This is a genomic window from Saprospiraceae bacterium (assembly GCA_016714025.1).
Classification (GTDB): domain Bacteria; phylum Bacteroidota; class Bacteroidia; order Chitinophagales; family Saprospiraceae; genus Vicinibacter.
Map to the genome: position 1 here is coordinate 811,371 of JADJOB010000002.1, position 19,354 is coordinate 830,724.

13 protein-coding genes are annotated in these 19,354 nt (G+C 35.7%); 5 read left to right on the forward strand and 8 right to left on the reverse strand.

Translation table 11 applies throughout. The features are described from left to right. Positions 1 to 100 precede the first annotated feature (100 nt). Together IPJ80_06640 and IPJ80_06645 are read right to left on the reverse strand one after the other, a co-directional pair. Positions 101 to 616, reverse strand: coding sequence for a nuclear transport factor 2 family protein (locus tag IPJ80_06640; protein MBK7913161.1), 516 nt, complete (start codon positions 614 to 616; stop codon positions 101 to 103). 199 nt (positions 617 to 815) lie between these two features. Further along, positions 816 to 980 (reverse strand): hypothetical protein, encoded by a 165-nt coding sequence (locus IPJ80_06645; GenBank protein MBK7913162.1) that lies wholly within the window; start codon positions 978 to 980, stop codon positions 816 to 818. A 145-nt stretch (positions 981 to 1,125) separates the two neighbouring features. Between IPJ80_06645 and IPJ80_06650 the strand changes: the two genes are divergently transcribed. The 5 genes from IPJ80_06650 to IPJ80_06670 all read left to right on the forward strand — a co-directional run bounded on the left by IPJ80_06650 (position 1,126) and on the right by IPJ80_06670 (position 8,862). Next, on the forward strand, positions 1,126 to 3,081 hold the full coding sequence (locus IPJ80_06650) for a sensor histidine kinase (protein ID MBK7913163.1): 1,956 nt from the start codon (positions 1,126 to 1,128) through the stop codon (positions 3,079 to 3,081). After that, a complete protein-coding gene (locus IPJ80_06655; GenBank protein MBK7913164.1) occupies positions 3,078 to 3,710 on the forward strand; it encodes a response regulator transcription factor in 633 nt (210 codons plus the stop codon). The genes IPJ80_06650 and IPJ80_06655 overlap by 4 nt, the downstream gene beginning before the upstream one ends. Before the next feature lie 416 nt (positions 3,711 to 4,126). Further along, entirely contained in the window at positions 4,127 to 7,432 is a 3,306-nt protein-coding gene (locus IPJ80_06660; protein ID MBK7913165.1) for a glycosyl hydrolase, read from the forward strand. 396 nt (positions 7,433 to 7,828) lie between these two features. After that, on the forward strand, positions 7,829 to 8,356 hold the full coding sequence (locus tag IPJ80_06665) for a DinB family protein (GenBank protein MBK7913166.1): 528 nt from the start codon (positions 7,829 to 7,831) through the stop codon (positions 8,354 to 8,356). Positions 8,357 to 8,388: 32 nt separating this feature from the next. Continuing rightward, positions 8,389 to 8,862: a GNAT family N-acetyltransferase gene (locus IPJ80_06670; GenBank protein MBK7913167.1), complete on the forward strand. Its 474-nt coding sequence runs from the start codon at positions 8,389 to 8,391 to the stop codon at positions 8,860 to 8,862. 40 nt (positions 8,863 to 8,902) lie between these two features. Here IPJ80_06670 and IPJ80_06675 read toward each other — a convergent pair whose 3' ends face one another. The 6 genes from IPJ80_06675 to IPJ80_06700 form a co-directional block, all read right to left on the reverse strand. Next, positions 8,903 to 10,138, reverse strand: coding sequence for an agmatine deiminase family protein (locus IPJ80_06675; protein MBK7913168.1), 1,236 nt, complete (start codon positions 10,136 to 10,138; stop codon positions 8,903 to 8,905). A 600-nt stretch (positions 10,139 to 10,738) separates the two neighbouring features. Next, entirely contained in the window at positions 10,739 to 12,751 is a 2,013-nt protein-coding gene (locus tag IPJ80_06680) for a gliding motility-associated C-terminal domain-containing protein (GenBank protein ID MBK7913169.1), read from the reverse strand. 41 nt (positions 12,752 to 12,792) lie between these two features. Beyond that, on the reverse strand, positions 12,793 to 14,694 hold the full coding sequence (locus IPJ80_06685; protein ID MBK7913170.1) for a T9SS type A sorting domain-containing protein: 1,902 nt from the start codon (positions 14,692 to 14,694) through the stop codon (positions 12,793 to 12,795). A gap of 649 nt (positions 14,695 to 15,343) precedes the next feature. Further along, on the reverse strand, positions 15,344 to 16,528 hold the full coding sequence (locus IPJ80_06690; protein MBK7913171.1) for a T9SS type A sorting domain-containing protein: 1,185 nt from the start codon (positions 16,526 to 16,528) through the stop codon (positions 15,344 to 15,346). After that, positions 16,525 to 18,438, reverse strand: coding sequence for a tetratricopeptide repeat protein (locus IPJ80_06695; GenBank protein MBK7913172.1), 1,914 nt, complete (start codon positions 18,436 to 18,438; stop codon positions 16,525 to 16,527). The genes IPJ80_06690 and IPJ80_06695 overlap by 4 nt, the downstream gene beginning before the upstream one ends. Next, the gene (locus IPJ80_06700; protein ID MBK7913173.1) at positions 18,435 to 19,319 is read right to left on the reverse strand and encodes a response regulator transcription factor; all 885 of its coding nucleotides are present in this window, start codon (positions 19,317 to 19,319) and stop codon (positions 18,435 to 18,437) included. The genes IPJ80_06695 and IPJ80_06700 overlap by 4 nt, the downstream gene beginning before the upstream one ends. Between the last annotated feature and the right edge of the window lie 35 nt (positions 19,320 to 19,354).

Sequence of the window (19,354 nt, forward strand, 5' to 3'; positions counted from 1 at the left end):
CAATGACGAAAAGAGGAATATTGAAAATTCTTCAAAAAAGAATGCTCAATGACTCCTTAAGAATCATTGAGCATTACTAATTGAATTTGTGGGTGGATCTTTATTTTCCTTCGCTTGCTGGTGCTGCTTCTGGCATTGGCATGGCCATAACCGGGGTCATGGAATCAAATTGAATTTGCCAGCCATTTCCTTTCTTTTTTAATACGGCCATTCCGGTTGCTTTGCCACCCATTTGTTGACCTTTAATCACAATATCAGCATCTGAATCCCAGGTAATGATTGCGATTTCCGGAGTTACCATACGGGAAGAAGTAAGTTGATAGGTAAATTTTGGAGTACCATCCACCATGCCATCAAACATTTTCCAGGATGCTTCCAGGTTTTTAATACCCATGATCAACATGCCGTCTGGACCAATTTCTCCTGCCTGCCGATCGTAAATGTTTTTTAATGCTTTATAATCGTGTTTTTCATAAAGCGTGTAAACATCTTTTAGAAAAGTTTCAAAAGTTGTTTTGTTCTCCATGGGCAATTTAGCAGGTTTAGCTTGTGCTGAGATCCAACTGGCTGTAAACAGAAACCCGAATACAAACAAGGCTGTAATTAAATTTTTCATACGTTTTTTTTAAAAATTATTTATTGTTATTAATTTGTTTCTAAGGATTATTTAAACGGATTCAAATATAGATAAAATTGAATTAACTGTGATTCATTTCAGAATCGTCATTTTGTGATTCCATTTTTCATTTAGAATTGAATCTGTTTTAAATGCATTTTTTTATAATTAATCAGAAATGAACGCGCTGTTCTAATTATTAAAAATTGGATGCCCATTCAGAGTATTTATGTTCAGTTTGCAATAACTCTATTGCTAATTTTTCAACCAAATCCAATGCCGGATTTGTTATATATAATAGCAAAAGACTTAAGGCAATTGCCAATCCAATAAGACTCATTAGCTGAACGATTGATTTTCTCATTTTCATTTTTGTTTTATTTTGATAGATCAAAGGTAGGGCCGTTAACTACCATAAGAAATCCGTATGAATTCGTAATTTGACTACGCAGATTTGCGTATTATTTCAGTAATTCTATATTTTTACAAGATCTGAAATAGGATGTCTGATGGATAGAAGGAATATTTGGACTTTCTTACTTGCTTTAGGAGTGCTCGGTACCAGTTGTTTAGTGGCTGCACAAACACCCACAACAGATAGCATTCGACAAAAACTGGCTGTAGAAACAGATCCGGCGAGCCAAACCAGGTATTATTACCTGATTGCGAAAGAGTTGTTGGAAAAGCACTTTGATCAGGCTGCATTCTATACAGATAGCCTCGAGCGGTATGCCCAACATTCAAAAAGTCAGGCCAGCAAAGCATATGTCCTCAATTTTAAAGGACTGATAGCCAAGGAATCCGGAAAATTACAAGAAGCATTGGACTTGTTTTATCAGGATTATCAAATACGCCAACATGATCCGGATGTTCATACGCTTGCCATTACCTGCAATAATTTGGGTGGCACCTACGCAGAAATGTATAAGTCGGATTCGGCGATTCACTATTATTTAAAATCTCTCAAGATTTTTGAAGACCTGAAAGAATACAGCAACCTCGCATCGGCATACAGCAACATTGGAAATCTCTACAACGATCAAAAAATTCACGATAAGGCCATCAACTATCTGGAAAAAGCTTTGGCCATCCGACTGGAGCACGGAGAAGAAAAAAAGTGTATGTTCACCTACAACAATCTGGCGGTAGCCTATGGCACCAGCGAAGGGGATGATGCACATAATTTGTCAAAAGCATTGGAATATTCAAATAAGGGGATTGAAATTGCATTGAAATATAAAAACAATTATGTTGCAGGAGTCATTGATGGAGGAATCTGCCACATTTTATTGGAGAAAGGAAAATATCAGGAAGCCATTCCGCATTGTGAGCAATCTATTAAATTATTAACGGAGGCCAATCGGTTGGTAAATTTAGTCTTTCCGTATGTCAATCTCGCATCAGTTTATAACCGGTTGAATCAACCCCAAAAAGCACTTGATTTTGCAATGAAAGGCTATGCCATCATGGAAGAAAAAAAATTGCTGGATCCCATGGAAGTGTATTTGGAAGAAATTGGAACCGCCCATGAAAAACTGGGAAATCATAAAGAAGCATTGGTTTGGTTTAAAAAATTTATGAAACTGGATGATTCTTTATTTCGTTCTGAAAACGTAAGAAGCCTTGCTGATGTTGAAACAAAATATCAAGCTGAAAAAAAGGAAAAAGAACTAATAATTGAACGTGAAAAAAATTTTAAGAAAACCAGTTGGTTAATTGGTTTTGGAATATTTCTGATCGCGTTTATGGTAATTACATTTTTATTATATAAACGCTATCAATACAAACAAGATCAAAAATTGCAACAAGCAGTGATTGCAGAACAGCAATTGGGATTAAATGCAGTCATTGAAGCACAAGAAGCAGAGCGAAAGCGAATAGCAAAAGATTTGCACGATGGTATTGTTCAGGAATTGGTTGCCACTAAATTGGGTTTTGATGCCATGCATAATTCAATTCAACATTTGGATGAAACACATTCCGTTAAGATAAAAGACTTGAGCAATCAATTGAATGAAGCCTGTACCGAGCTTCGCAACATTTCACATGTCATGTTGCCGCCTACTCTTGAAACAAAGGGTTTAGTACCCAGCCTGGAATTATTATTGCGAAATTCAATCAATCAGGCCGGCATTCAAAGTGAATTTGAGCATTTTGATATTCCAGTTAAACTGGATGAGAAAATTGAATTGGGTTTGTACCGCATTGCCCAGGAATTATTAAATAATATACTAAAACATGCAAAAGCTCATAAGATTGTAATGCAATTATACCACGCAGGCAATTTTTTAATTTTAAGAGTGGAGGACGATGGCGTAGGATTTGATTTTAATGAAGCGAAACATTCCGGCAGCATGGGTTTATTAAATATTTTAAGCAGGGTTCGTACAATGGGTGGTAATTATTTCTCTGAAAAAGGCGATCTCCATGGAACCGTTTCAACCGTAAGAATTCCTATTGGATGAGTGTAAAAATTATTTTAGCAGATGACCATCATTTGGTGCGGCAAGGATTTAGATCGTTGCTATCCGGACATGCAGGATTTGAAATCTTAGCCGAAGCAGCCAATGGAAAGGAACTTATTGCTTTATTAGACCGTGGGCTTCAGCCAGACATAGTGCTTATGGATGTTGAAATGCCTGAATTAAATGGAATTGAAGCATGCCGCATTTTAAACAGAGACCATCCTGCCATCCGTGTCCTGATGATCAGCATGCTTAATGATAAGGATGTAATTCAAGAAGCTGTTGATGCAGGAGCTAAAGCTTATTTATTTAAGAATACATCCATTGAGGAACTTTCACAAGCCATTCAACAAGTTATGAATGGTTCGAATTATTTTGGAAAAGAAATTGCTTTGGCTATGCTGGGAAAAAGCAAAAAAGAAGATGCCTTTGCTTTATCTCAATTGAGCGATCGGGAAATAGAAATATTAAAGTTGATAGCTGAAGGATTTTCAAGTACAGAAATTGGCTCCAAATTATTTATCAGTCCGAGAACAGTTGATACGCACCGTAACAATCTTATCCAAAAATTAAAGGTCAATGGAATTGCAGGATTAATCCGTTTGGCTATCCAGAATAAAATTATCTAAAATAAAAATATCTTCTGCGAAAATCTGCGAGATCTGCGGGCGATTTTTTTCTTGATACTGATAACTATTGCATATGAAGATTATAAAATGTTATCTGCGAAAATCCATTTTACCAAGGAGCATGAAATTCTGTCCCGCAGATTACGCAGATTAACGCAGAGAAAAAAAATTACTTCTGTAAAAATCCATCTTACCAAGGAGCATGAAATTCTGTCCCGCAGATTACGCAGATTGACGCAGAGAAGAAAAAATTACTTCTGCGAAAATCTGCGAGATCTGCGGGAGATTCTACTTTAAGTTGAAAAAAATAGATAAATCCTTTCTCCTATGGCAATATATTAATACGAAGTCTTTCGTAATAAATGTTTTTTCCTTATCTTGAGCCCCATTAGAAAAACCATCTTTATTTTTACAACATGTCAAAGAAAATCTGTTTATTAAGTGTTCTGATTTGCTTTTATAGCTTATCCACTTTTAGCCAAAAGAAATCAAACCCAATTGCTCCTGCGGCAAAAGTGGAAACCAAAGAGTTTATCAATTCCGGTTTATTTGGTGAATTGAGTTTCCGAAGCGTAGGTCCTGCATTAACCTCAGGTCGGATTTCAGATTTAGCTGTAAATCCTTTTAATACCAGCGAATATTATGTTGCAGCTGCATCCGGTGGCGTTTGGAAGACCACCAATTCCGGAATCAGCTTCAATCCGATTTTTGACGGAGAAGGATCTTATTCCATTGGATGTCTGGCCATTGACCCTAAAAATCCCAATGTAGTTTGGGTCGGAACCGGAGAAAATAATAACCAACGCAGCGTAGCCTACGGGGATGGCATTTACAAATCAGAAGATGGAGGTAAATCCTGGAAAAACATGGGTTTAAAACAATCTGAGCACATCGGACGGATCTCCATTGATCCTTCCAACCCGGACATCGTTTATGTAGCAGCTTATGGTCCGTTGTGGACCAATGGAGGCGATCGCGGAATTTATAAAACTACGGATGGAGGAGCTACCTGGAAGCAGGTATTAAAAATCAGCGACTACACCGGTTGTAACGAAGTATTTGTAGATCCAAGATATCCTAATATAGTATATGCTGCGGCACACCAAAGACAGCGAAAAGTTTACAGTTATATTGGAGGCGGACCAGAATCGGCTTTATATAAAAGTACGGATGGAGGAGCAAGCTGGAATAAAATCATGAGCGGCATGCCTGGAGGTGATTTAGGCAGAATCGGATTAAATTATTCACCGGTAAATCCGGATGTACTTTTTGCAGTTGTTGAAGCAGCTGATGGAGAAGGCGGAGTGTATAAAAGCAAAGATCGTGGAGCGAGTTGGGAAAAGCAAAGCGGTTATTCTACATCGGGAAATTATTACCAAAAGATTTATTGTGATCCAAAGGATATCAACAAAGTATTTGTAATCAATACGTATTTCGGTGTCAGTAAAGACGGTGGTAAAAGTTTCTCCATCTTAGGAGAAAAAAGCAAACACATTGACAATCACGCGATCTGGATCAATCCGAATAACACAGATCATTATCTGGTTGGTTGTGATGGCGGATTATATGAAAGTTTTAATGCCGGAGAAGATTGGGCATTTAAAGCCAATTTGCCCATTACGCAATTTTATAAAGTATCTACAGACAATGCGTTTCCTTTTTACAACATCCATGGGGGAACTCAGGATAATTTTAGTATTGGCGGACCTTCACGCACCACCAGCATCAACGGCATTGTCAATTCGGATTGGTTTTTTACCAGTACCGGCGATGGCTTTGAAACTCAAATTGATCCTTTGGATCCCAATGTTATTTATGCACAATCCCAATACGGTGGATTGGTGCGATACGACAAGAAAAATGGGGAGTTTGTAGATATCAAACCAATAGAAAAAAATGGTGAAGCAGCGTATCGTTGGAATTGGGATGCTCCTTTATTGATTTCAAAATATAACAACAAGCGATTGTATTTTGCTGCCAATCGTTTATTTCGTACCGATGATCAGGGACACAGTTGGAAAACGTTGTCACAAGATCTAAGCAGAATGATGGATCGAAATAAACTCATGGTCATGGACCGGGTTTGGAGTGTAGATGCCATTGCAAAAAATGGATCTACCGATATTTATGGAAATTGTACATCCATTGCAGAAAATCAATTTGATGAAAACATTTTATATGTTGGAACCGATGATGGATTGGTTCAAATCACAAAAGACGGTGGAAAATCCTGGAATAAAATTGATAACATACCGGGTATTCCTGAACGATCCTATGTACATCAAATTGTTGCCTCACAACACGATCGCAATACGCTTTTTGTAATATTTAATCATCATCGTTACGGCGATTTTCATCCCTATCTTGTTAAATCTACTGATGGTGGAGTGAGCTGGAAAGCCATTCAATCCAACTTACCGGAGCGAGGATCACTTTATTGTATGGCAGAAGATCACATCAATAAAAATTTATTATTTGCAGGAACAGAATTTGGAGCTTTTTGCAGTTTGGATGGCGGAATGAAGTGGATTGCTTTGAAAGCTGGTTTACCAACGATTGCTGTGCGGGATATGGAAATTCAGAAACGTGAAAACGATTTGGTATTGGGAACATTTGGCAGAGGATTTTATGTATTGGATGATTACAGTCCACTGCGTTACATAAAAAAAGAAGATTCATCACAAATTGCAAAAATCTATCCGATTAAAGATTCCTGGATGTTTGTGCCATCGGTACCTCTGGGCGTGCGCGGAAAAGGATTTCAAGGCGAAGGATTTTATACTGCTCCAAATCCAAAAGTAGGGGCTGTGTTTAGCTATTATTTGCGGGATGATATTAAGACGATTAAGGAAAAACGCCGTGAGCAGGAGAAAGAAAAAATTAAAAACAAAGAAGCTATTTATTATCCAAGTGCCGATTCACTGCGATTGGAAGATGAGCAGCCGGCGCCACACATACTATTTACCATATCAGATGCATCCGGAAATGTAGTACGTAAATTAAAAGCAGCTGCTAAAAAGGGATTGCACCGCATCGTATGGGATTATCGCTATGCACCTTTTGGTCCGATTGATCTGAGCAGCTTTGATGAGTCATTTGTATTTAATGCGCAGGAGACCGGTTACATGGCAATACCTGGTATGTATCGGGTGGCTATCAGTAAATTTGAAGATGGAGTTTATACAGATTTGGGATTGAATGAAAATTTTAAAATTCAGGCATTGAATCAATCCAGTTTACCGGCAGCTGATAAAAAAGCAGTGGATGATTTTTGTAAAAAGGTTGCTGAACTTCGCAGAGTGACCGGTGCAACGGATGCCTATCGTTCAGAGCTACAGGAAAAATTAAAATACATTAAGCGAGCTGTGATTGATGCACCTGCATTGCCTACAGCTGTTTCAAAAACCATCGCAGATATTGAGTCTCGGATGAATGCTGCCAACCTTCAATTAAATGGCAACGGCAGTCTGGCCAGACGCGAGTTCGAAACCTTGCCATCCATCAATGGTCGCATTGGTACCATTGTTGGCGGATTGTGGAGCACAACTGTTGCGCCTAGTGAAACGTATTTGCAATCTTACCAACTTGCTTTGACCCAATTCAATGCTGTGTATAAGGAAATAAAAAGCATTGATGCTGACATTATGCAATTAGAACAAAAATTAGAGATGCATTCAGTGCCATTTACACCGGGTAGATTGCCAGAATGGAAGACGAATTAAAGAGAAAGAGGAAAAGCCACGAATGCACGAATGGAGGACACGAATGAAGACACGAATTGAAGAAGGAGGAAATGCCACGAATGCACGAATTAAGGACGAATGTTTAAGGATGTATAAAATCCATTCGTATTTCATTCGTGCATTCGTGGCAACTCTTCGTATTTCATTTGTGCATTCGTGGCAACTCTTCGTATTTCATTCGTGCATTCGTGGCAACTCTTCGCATTCATTCATGCATTCGTGGCAACCCTTCGCATTTCATTCGTGCATTCGTGGCAACTCTTCGCATTCATTCGTGCATTCGTGGCAATCCTTCGCATTCATTCGTGCATTCGTGGCAATAAAAAATCTTCTTAATAGTTAGATCATATAATGTGAAGTACAAAATATCCCAGTATGTATCAAGATCAAATAAAAACTGAATTACAAGATAGGCATCAAGCGTTTATTAATTTTATCAATGGGCTCAATGAAGATACTTTCAATTTTAAATTTCAAGAGAAGTGGACAGCGGGACAACAATTAGCGCATATTGTAATGTGTATCAAACCGCTGGTTGCAGTTTTTGGTTTGGATAAATTACTTATTGAACAAAAATTTGGCAAATTGGATCGGGAAGGTTTGAGTTATGATCAATTGCTTACATACTATTTGGAAAAATTCACAGCGGGAGGCAAAGCACCGGCAAACTATGTTCCGGATGTAATTCTTTTTGAAAGGCGAGAAAGTTTATGTCAAAATTTAACGGAGCTCATTGTTGATTTGTGCTTGAAGATGGATAATTATTCTGAAGCAGATCTGGATCGTTATTGTATTCCCCATCCTTTATTGGGAATGCTCAGTTTGCGGGAGATGTTGTACAATGCCATTTACCATGTGGAGCACCATCACAAAGCGGCCATTCAAAATTTGCAATACCGCTAGTTTCTGCGTATTCGATTCTACTTATAATCTAAATGATAAGCGAAAACATCATCCTAAAAGAATATGCTCCAGGTTTGGAGGATGCCATTAAAAGATTAAACTATGAATGGTTGGAGCGCTATTTTAAATTAGAAGCCTCAGACATCCGTTCGCTATCAGATCCAAAATCAGAAATTATAGATAAAGGCGGTTTTATTTTTTATGCTTTGCTAAATGATGAAATCGTAGGAACTGCTTCCCTGTTAAAAAAATCGGAATCTGAATTTGAGTTAGGAAAAATGGCAGTAACTGCAAGCGCACAAGGCCTTGGAATCGGAAAACGCCTAATGGAGCATTGCCTGGATTTTGCTAAAAGACAAGGTATAACAAAATTAATATTATACAGCAATACTAAATTGGCATCAGCAATCCATCTCTACCGTAAATATGGTTTTGTTGAAGTTGAATTGGAATCTGGATTGTATGAACGAGCGAATATTAAAATGGAATTGAAGCTTGTGCAATAAAAGTAAATAAAAGGTACATCAAATCAGAAATTCAATCAAATCAAGGCAGATACTTAGATTTTCCAGGTTGTTCCATAGTCAAACAATGCAATCCGCCGCCTTTCCAATTTAGAGGCATGGCATCAATAAATACGATCTGATTGTGTGGAAATTCAATTTTAAAAATTAATCTAACCCGTTCTTCTTTTGATTTAGAAGAGCCCATGTGTGTATAAGTAGGAAGTAAAATCATACCATTGGTAATCACAAAATTTAAATAACTCGCATTGGCCACTTGAATTAATGTATCACCGTGTTGAGGCATTTCAGAAGGGATGAGACCCTGACAGGAAATGTTATTTTTTTCAATTTGCGATTGTAAATCACAATTTGCAATTAATTTTCTGGTGATTAAATCAGGCATAGGCACCTTAATGATATTAAATGGTTTGCCATCCTGATCAACTGCTTTTTCAAGAATTTTAAAATTTTCTTTCATGCGATCGTGATTGATTTGGAGGATGGGATTTCCATTGATCTCCGTTTCGTCAATCCATGCAATAAATACAGTGGTCTCATCCACAAAACGCACAAAACTATCTGTATGTCCGCCGGTACCGCAAGCAATGTAGTTTTGATGAATTCTTCGAAAGCAATGTAAGGGATCTTCAATCAGGCCTTGTTTCAACCAAATGATATTACTCACTCCCAAAACCCGTTTAAATTCGGATTCAATTTCTTTTTTTGAATACCCGGGATTTCTATCCAAGACTGTAGCTTCGCATAAAATCAAACTCCCTTTGCCATTTGCTTCGGTGCCACCGCCTTCTTGTACGATTTTTGTTTTTATAATGGTGGCATTTTGACTTTGAGCAATCAGACTACTGACTTTATTGGTTTCTTTAACCTTTAATTCCATAGCGGCCAGAACGGATTTAATCTGAGCATTGTCTCCAAATTGGCGTTTAAGAAATTCGGGATAACCATAACCATTAAAAATAAAATCAACGATAGCCAATTCGCCCATATCGTTTACTAAAAACTGAGCCCCAAAATCACGAATCCAAAATTGGGATCCTTTAATAATATGAAAATGGATGGTTTCCGGGTCAATGCCTTTAGATGTTAGATAAGCCAAGGCTTGGTGCATCAGGCTATCTGATTCTACTGCCAGATTTATTTCGACTTTATGGTTTATCGATTTAATCATTGAAACTAAAACTGACTGGTATCCGTAGGAAGTATCTGCTTCCCATCCCAACCACAGGGCATCCTGGTGCTCCCAGGCAGCAGGTATATGAAATACCTTTTCTTTATTGTTACAGCTAAACAACAAAAGAATAGCTATACCAAAAGCGATTTCTTTTAGCAACATATTATACTACCTAAAAAACTGACTACTGCTTACAAACTTAAAATCAGAACTGTCAAATCCAATTTAAGCTTGTGTGAAATTATTTCTGCATTCACCCGGGCAAAGTATCGCAATATTTTACAGCGCAAAAAACTTTAACACTACTTAGAAATTGCTTAGAATGCACTCAATGTGGTCTAAAGCTGTCTTTTAAAGGCTGTTCAAAGAGCAAAGCAGATTTAATTTTTAAGAATCTGTGAATACTTGCAATGGCTTCAATTAGGAAGCAAGCAGTTGAATTTGTTTTAATAAAAGGTATTTAAATAATTCTGTTGCTGATAAAGGGAAAAGGATACGGATTGTTACAATTTGAAAATTTGTTTTTTGATTTGAATTGGAATCTGTTGTATGAACGTGCGAATAGGAAGATGGCATTTGTGATTCAGTAATCCGATTGGATGGATGTTTATTTTATTAACTAATTTTAGTTATTTATATAAATTAACTAATTCGGTTTAAAAAACTAAATTTAAAATATTTGCATCACCGAATTAAATTAATAGTTCCTGTTTTAGTCATCTTTTGTCCAGAAGTACCTGCATACTCAATCAAATAAATATAGGGTCCAGGACTAGAATTAAAACCATTTGCAGTTCCATTCCATGATTGAGATTCATCTTGTAAGCGAAAATTTCTTGCATTAAAATATTTATTACCCCAACGGTCAAATATTTCAAAATTATATATAAAGAGATTGTATTTAGCAGTGATACCAAACCAATCATTGATATGGTCGCCATTTGGAGAAAAAGCATTTGGCATCCAAATGTCGTCGTCTGAAATTTTAAGAATGTATTGTACAGAATCAGAAAAAAAACATTGATCGTTTGTAATTACCGTTACTTTAATCAAACTGTCTTGAATAAAATTGAACGTAAATGAATTGTTTTGGTTCGATACTAAATTGTCATTTAAAAACCAATTTATTGAATTTAAAATGTTTAAGTCCCCAGTCAATGTAATAGTTTGATTTGAATTACCTTGAGCCAATACATCCGGACCCAAATTTATTTCAGGATTGGGATAGTAATTTAAAGTGAATAAGATCGTATCAGGAATACATTGCATTCCACGGGTATATAAATACGGATAAGTACCCTTTTTTGTAATTCCAGCATTAATAAATCCGGATTTTAAATCCGAATTCAACCAGTGTCCATTTAATGAAGCCAGGGATGGAATAAATTTATCAATGGAATAGAACTCCCCATCCGGACAAAGCCAAATTGTGGTATTGGATTGAAGTTTTTCAAAAACAGGAATTGAAATCCGGGTATACACAGTGTCATCATACCACGGAATATAAATACAGGTCCTGATCAAGCGCACTCCTGGACTTGGATCTTTCAATTCATTAATATAAACAATGCCATCCAGTATCTTTTCAATTTCAGTAGTGCTTATTTTATTTTGCGATGTAAATAGGAGGGATTGTGTTTTATCACCAATCAGATTCAATCCCTTTGGAATATAATTTGCTTTTAAATACTCATTAGGTGTATCTAAATTGCCTGATAGCAATTCAACCCGAAGAGAATCTAAAGGTCCATCACTGTAATATACCCAGTCCTTGTCATGAATTTTTTGTTCTTCTTGTGGACATTCATAAACAGTACGATAATTATTTGCAGTATCGGATGAATTATTTAGATCAAAATCTATATCAAAACGGCAATCTCTCAAATAATCAAATCCCTTTATACCCTCCCCGAAAAAAAAAGCAAAATAAACTTTAATATCCATATCACAGGCAGGTACAATTTTTTTATTTTTAAAATCCAATTTGTAAAATTTAGTGATGGAATCATGGTTCGTATAACTACTCAAAACCAAATCTGCATGATCGCAGGTTTGATAATTTTTAAATAGTCCCATATACGGAGAAGTAACCATGGGATTATTGTCTTTTACCCAATAACTTGAATCTATTTGAAACAATACCTTAGGTTTAGATAAATCTTGCAAATTTAAATCTACGATATTATAATACCGATAAGGTTGAAGTATTTCTTCTATGCCAATTAATTTATTTCCCAATGCTACAATGCTTCGTACACCTTTTGATACATTTCCTAAAATGGTAAATCTTCCTGTATTGTAATCGTATTCCATAAGATAGGAAATTGAATTATTCCAAGCACGCATTACAATATATATCAAGGATTTTGAATTGATGCTAGCAGATACTGCTCGCTCTAAATGACGATTCATTCCTATATATAAATGTTTTTTTATCGGAGTATAAAAATAAGGTTCCGAAGTATTTAAAAATCCTCCATCAGTTTCTGTCGCTCTATAAAATAGTCCATCTGGGCATTTAAAAACGTTAATTGTAGCCCCTGGATTTGCTGCTGGTTTATCAAATAGCCTAATAATGTCACAATTAGATAAATCTGCAATTCCAAAACCATACCAATCACACCAAGTATAAAATTCCTGTGATTTGATATTTAAACAAAATGTTATACTAATTAAGAATATTAATAAACTTTTCATTTGATACGATTTTAGAATTGCAGAATTTATCACTTTCGATTCTAATGTTTAATCCATTTTTGAATGAATTGCCTTTGGTTATTTTTTATTGTAATAAAATACATTCCGGATAAATAATGCTGTACGGGTATTTTTACTAAGTCTGATCCTTTCTCCTCGACTTGTGTCATTGTTTTTCCCCAATTATTTCTGATTGTAATGGTTGCCGGTAAGGATCCCAAATCTTTTAAAGAAACATTTAGTTCGTTACTCGCAGGGTTAGGATATACAAAATTAGGAGGCCTTTTTAAGCCAAAACTTCCGACTTCTTTAATGAGTTTAATTGGACCTGCATTGCTTGTATTTGAATACCAATTGTTTGTAATCTTACTGGTAATGGTTGAATTTAAGCTAAAATTATTGGTAGAATCTTCTGCTAAAATATAAAATAACAAGGTATCACCGGGAAGATTGATGTATTCGGTAGTATCAATCATCCACATCAAATCCATTGAAGAGCCATTATTTTGTACATTGTAATCTCCACGAATGCTGTTAAAATCCAGATACCAAGAACTTATTCCAACTAATGAAGATTGAGGATCACTTATGCTCAAAGATAAAAGGGTTAAATTAGTATCAACTTTAGTATATACTGGTATTTTAAAATTACTCGTAAATCCTATACGTATGGGATTTCCTAAGGCCAATACTAAAGTATCCGAGTTTGATCGGATTTCGGTTTGATCGGATTGGATAGTTTGACAGTCATCACATGATCCATCTACATCACCCACTTTGTACCCATAAAAATCTTTACCAGTTAAGGCTGTACTACTCACTAAATCATTATAATAAGCATTACGTGCTAATTCAGGGCTGTGATTCAACACATAACTCGCAGTGGTTTCAAATCGCCAACTTTGAGTAAAGTCAGGACAATATTCTTCTGTTGATAATCCAAGTATTGCTTTTCGAATACATGCAATATCAGCAGCTGTGATGCTCTGATTATTGTTGGCATCTGCAGCCAATTTTTTCCATCGAGCGCTGAATGTAGTTAAACCCAGAATATGCCTTTGAATATTAACTATATCTGCAGTACTCACCCCACACAATGGATCTCCTATACCCATTGAATACAAACCAATATCATGCGTATCATTGTATCCTGCAGGAAAACACCATGCACCTTCAAAATCTGCTACAGATTCTACACCTACATCCGGGTCAGGATTGGTAATCGTAATGCTTACACCTACTAAAGGCATTCCATCCGGACAATAGGTATTTGGATCATTAGGCTGTCTTTTGATGCTTCCACTGATATTGTAACTCCCTGAAAATGGATTTACCTCCAATGGGTAGTCTCCCAAAGTTTCATAAAGTTCAAATTCATCTCTAACCCAGGTTGTTGAGTTGGTCCGGTAATCAAAAGTTACTGTTGGTTCAACCATATCTTCAAATTGTACCAAAGCTTCTGTCTCAACATACATATAAATAGTACACAAATCATAAAACGTTCCTTCAACAAATACCATATCCCCATCGCAACAAGAACCATTGGGATTGGTCCCAGATAGTGTCAATTCTTCCTCGTCAGTACCTGGATAACTGGTGCTAAACCATGACTGTGCATTAAGTATGGAATGTAAGGTCGCATCAGTAGTTGCAGGATCAATGCGAACAACATAACCACCTGGTTCGGGGTAAACGTGAATGGGAATATCCATGCCAGCTACGTAAACATTTTCTCCGCTCGTTCCACTTTCATCACCATAAAATTGAATGCGCACTTTTACCTGCACCATATTGCAGGAAATATTCCCAACTTCATCAAATTTCATAAAAAACTTCGGTTCTATATATTGTGCTAAAACACAATCCAACTTTCCATATAGTAATAAAATGCACATCAGTGATTTATATAAAATCGATTTGGGTTTAAAATTAATATTTTTCATTTGATATTTTTTAAATTGTTTTAAAAATTTTTATAAGACTTTTAATTTGATACAGTAAAGCATCAAATTTTCCTTGATAAGTAAAATCAAACGACTAATTAAATGGGTATAAGCCATATCCAGTATGTGTAATTAAAATTGTGCGAAGGCAATAGAAATCTCTTGACCTTGAACTGGCCTACTATCTATGCTGTTTCGAATGAATGTAGCCTGAAACTAATTGCCTGGAACTAAATTACAAATGCAATTCATCCAATCTAATGTTGATCAGGAAATTTGTTTATAGGGTGCTGATTTTTTTATTAGGTGATCTTCATAAATCGTTTTACCTATATTCCATTGCGGATAAAAAAAATCAGCTGAAATAAACTGGCGGAATAGATTGTTCTGGTATCATAGCTATACTATTTTAATAATGAAATAATCAAATGGTCCTATTTCGGAAGCTATGTGACGATATAATATCTAATTATCCTATTGAAATGTTTTATAGTACAAATGTTGAAAAAAAAAAAAAAACATCTCCAAATTTTTAAGCAATTATTTTTTGAAAAATTCAAACTTTAACATATCTAATGAAAATTAATATGATAATTCTTTGGTAAAATAGCGAGTTAAAATAAATACAGATAAAAGACAGCAAGACAACTTAATCCACCTTCAATACTCGCTTTACAATAAACCGATTCAATTTTCGCGAATAGGTTTTTATAAAATAGACTCCATTGACCAAATGCTCTATTGGAATGAAGGTCCGCATTTTATCAATTCGGGTTTGAATCAAGATGCTACCCAATGCATCGTATAGTATGAATGGATCGGATTTATCCGAATTTATTTTTGGAATGAAAATTTCCAGAAAAGTTTGAGCGGGATTGGGATACACTTCAAATTCAAATTCATCCACAGGTTCCTGGTTTTTGGTGGGTTCCAGTTTCATTTCATAAAGATTGCCGCCAATTCGCAGCGTGCTGAAATATTCATCGGTCACATACCAGGTATTTTCTTTTGCATAACAGATTCCTTCTTTTTGGGAGTAGGTCGGCAAGGTAATTAAACTGTTTTTTCCACTAAAAAACCGACTGCCATCAAATCCTGAAAATTTCCAGAGGCGGTCGTGAGACAATAAAATTAACTCCGTATCAATCGGATTGAAGGCGGCACCGGTAATCCAAAAAAACACATCGGGTCCATCACCGGTCTTAAAACTATCCACCGGACTCACGGAATAGGTTCCTGACACTGCAGGGATTTTGTATTGGTAAGTAAATCCAGTAAATGGGTCTGTCCTGTTTTTCGAAAACAGATGCAGTGTATCCTGATACCAGATCATGGCCTCCATGTCAAAATTGCGATAGGCTGCCGCTGGAGGAAATGCAGTTTGATTTTGATAGTTGAATTGGATCAATTCCGGACGCATGCTGTCTCCGGGTTGATTGGCAATGTCCTTGAGGATGTAAATTTTTAAATCGTTTCTGCTGTTGTTGTTGTTACCAAAATCTCCTAAGTAAATGCTTCCTTTAAAATCAGTTGCAATGTCTTCCCAATCCGTTTTTGATACCCCAATGATTTTAACTGTACGAAGGATGTTGCAATTTACATCCATTTCATATAACTCAGCCGGACTGCTGTTGTCAACTTGTGACCAAAATGTCTGTCCCTGGTTGAGCGTAAGAATTCCCGAACTGTGTTGAAGTTTGTTATCTAAGATGCATTTTAAATCCCAGGATGCAGTTTGTGATCCAAGAAGCCAGGGAATAAACAGCATCATGACGAATGCACTCCATCTTTTTGATTTGTGCAGATACTTAACATATGAACCATTGCTTTTCATCCTAATAATTCATTTGCAGAAGTCGCTTCTATCCATACAATCCTAAATTTACTGCCGGCACCTGGATGGCTTTCAATTTCTAAGTGAGCATTTATTTTTTTAAGCATTTGCATCACTAAAAATAATCCCAGTCCGCTGCCTTTTTCCCCTTGGGTGCCAAGTGTTGATTCATTGTTACTGCTTAGAATTGATTGAATTTGTTCACTACTCAGGCCCTTTCCAAAATCCTGCACAATCAATTCAAGTCTGTTGGTATTTTGTTTACTTTCTATAATGATTTGCTGATGTACTTTGCTAAACTTAATGGCATTGGTAATTAAATTACGCAAAGCAATGGAAAGCACATCGGAATTACTGGTAAAAATAATGGGATCAACGCGTTGGATGATTTCAATATCTTTTTGATTTGCCTGCATTTTTAAAATATGAACCACATCTGTTACACATTCATCAAGAGCAATAGGAACCAAAGGCGTTTCAACATTTTTTAACTGAAGGTTTGCCCAGGTCAATAAATTATCGAGTAATTCACCGGTTTGATTTACGGCCTCCATCGTTTGGTTTTTGAACAGTATTTTTTTGTCGGCGGCAATGCTTTCATTATCCGAAAGCATCAAATAACTTTTTAAAGTAATCAAAGGATTTCGAAGATCATGGCTGATGATGCCGAATAAGCGATCTTTGATGTGATTTAATTGCTGCAATTCAGTTTTTTGATTTTCAATGAGTGTATTTTTTATTTCTAAATCCTGGTTCTTTTTTTGAATTTTTCGATAATAATAAAATAAACTTGATAGAAGAATAATTGAAAAGACTGAAAATATCAATAATATATTCCGGTTATTTTTTTGCTTGATGACTTCAAGATTTTTATTAGAAATCAGCTTATCCTTTTTTTCCAACTGGTAATCAGTTTCTAATTGATTGAGTTCATTTTGTTTATCTGAACTAAACAGACTGTCTTTTAAATTGTAATATTTTTTAAGGTAGTAAATTTGTAAATCATATTGTTTATTAAGATCATACATTTCTGCAAGATTCTTGTAATTTTCCAATTCAGTAAGTGTATTTTGGGAGGTTTTACAAAACGCAATACTTTTCTGAAAGTTAACATAAGCTGAATCAAACATATGTTTGGCGCTGTAAATACAAGCCAGGTTATTATAAATACTGGAGAATAAAAAATTTGAATTGTTTGTTTTCTTAAGTATAGTTAGTGCACTGTCTATATAAAGAAAGGCTTCATTCAGCTTCCCCATTTTTTTATACATAAGACCAATATTGGATAAAGAATTCGGTATGGAATAATTATCATCCTTGAGTAACATGGAAATACGATTAGACTCCTGAATGCATAGAATGGCCGAATCATATTTAGCTTGTCTAAAATAGAAGTTGCCCTTTTCCTGTAAAAAAAAATTCAATTCAATGCTATCCTGAATTTGGTCAATTAATAATTTTGCTTTTTCAAAATATTCTCCGGCTTTGGGGTATTGGGCGTATTCGGTATATAGATAAGCAATATCAATATAAACTTTTGTAAGTCTGCGTTTATATTTTAGTTCTTCATAAAGCCTAACTGCTTTTAAATAATTTTCTAAAGACAAATCAAAATTGCCTTTAGTAATATAGCAACTGCCAAGACTGTAATAGCTGGAGGCTAGTTCTGATTTATTGTTTAGTTTTTCTGCCAGTGTTTTGGTTTTTTCAAAATAGTCTATGGCTTTGTTTAAATTTACATTCAAATAGTATTCGGCGATGGTCCTGTTAATATTCAATTGAGTGGAATCGTATGCCTCGTCATTCAATAATTTAAACAGACTATCAATGGATTGATTTTCCTGTGAATGGATGTAAGTTAATCGTAAAGAAATTACGATAATCAAAACTATTTTCAGTACTACTTTCATAAAAATCGTTTAATAGCAGCATTCCCAAGAACCGATTGCAAGACTGCTTCTGAATAAGTCTTTCCAATCAGTAATCTGATTTTTCCAAGACTCATAGTTGTAGGATCCAACGAACTAATTTTATGGGTATTGACAATGTGCGTTCTTGAAATCCTAATAAATGAACTTCCGGGTAATTGAAGTTCCAAATTTTTCAGACTGACCAGGGCTGTTTTTTTTGAACCATCCAACAGATAGATACTTACAAAATCTGCTAGTGATTCAATGTAATTGACATCAGAAAAATTAATTCGTACAAAAGCATTTTTTTCCCGTATAAAAAAACAATCCCCATTTTCAATTTTAAAACCCTCTTGATTGGGAATGTTCCTTTTTAATTCCAGCAAGTTGCGGACTTTGTCAATGGCTTTCATCAGGCGTTCGACCTGAATGGGTTTTGTCAGAAAGTCCACTGCATCCACTTCAAAGGCATCTACCGCATATTGTTTATGAGAACTTATAAATATGACTAAGGGGAGTTGATTTATGCTCTTTACCAGTTGCATACCGTTTAAATTCGGCATTTCCACATCGCTGATCAACAAATCCGGATGGCTATTCTGGATTCCTGTTATGGCCGTCAGGCCATCCTTATATTCGCCAATACATTCTAAGTCCGGAATTAACTTCAAATACTCGAGCGTTAAGGTTCGAAACAGATCGTCATCATCTGCTATAATATACTTGATCTTATAGGGCATATTAAAAGTAAATGTATTCAACTTTATCCAAATTGGGATGGATTCTTGAGGTTTTTTTAAAAGCATATTTTTCCATAAGCTGTATATAATCAACATTTTACATAAGATCCAGGGAAGGTAAAGCGCTCCAGCAAATTCCATTCATTCTACTTAAAACGGAAGTTCATCTACTTTTT

Bases quoted from the DNA above. Each gene is read 5' to 3' on its own strand.
- IPJ80_06640 (MBK7913161.1), bottom strand. From the start codon at position 616: ATGAAAAATTTAATTACAGCCTTGTTTGTATTCGGGTTTCTGTTTACA.
- IPJ80_06655 (MBK7913164.1), top strand. From the start codon at position 3,078: ATGAGTGTAAAAATTATTTTAGCAGATGACCATCATTTGGTGCGGCAA.
- IPJ80_06670 (MBK7913167.1), top strand. From the start codon at position 8,389: ATGATAAGCGAAAACATCATCCTAAAAGAATATGCTCCAGGTTTGGAG.
- IPJ80_06700 (MBK7913173.1), bottom strand. From the start codon at position 19,319: ATGGAATTTGCTGGAGCGCTTTACCTTCCCTGGATCTTATGTAAAATG.
- IPJ80_06680 (MBK7913169.1), bottom strand. From the start codon at position 12,751: ATGAAAAGTTTATTAATATTCTTAATTAGTATAACATTTTGTTTAAAT.
- IPJ80_06685 (MBK7913170.1), bottom strand. From the start codon at position 14,694: ATGAAAAATATTAATTTTAAACCCAAATCGATTTTATATAAATCACTG.
- IPJ80_06690 (MBK7913171.1), bottom strand. From the start codon at position 16,528: ATGAAAAGCAATGGTTCATATGTTAAGTATCTGCACAAATCAAAAAGA.
- IPJ80_06695 (MBK7913172.1), bottom strand. From the start codon at position 18,438: ATGAAAGTAGTACTGAAAATAGTTTTGATTATCGTAATTTCTTTACGA.
- IPJ80_06665 (MBK7913166.1), top strand. From the start codon at position 7,829: ATGTATCAAGATCAAATAAAAACTGAATTACAAGATAGGCATCAAGCG.
- IPJ80_06645 (MBK7913162.1), bottom strand. From the start codon at position 980: ATGAGAAAATCAATCGTTCAGCTAATGAGTCTTATTGGATTGGCAATT.
- IPJ80_06650 (MBK7913163.1), top strand. From the start codon at position 1,126: ATGGATAGAAGGAATATTTGGACTTTCTTACTTGCTTTAGGAGTGCTC.
- IPJ80_06660 (MBK7913165.1), top strand. From the start codon at position 4,127: ATGTCAAAGAAAATCTGTTTATTAAGTGTTCTGATTTGCTTTTATAGC.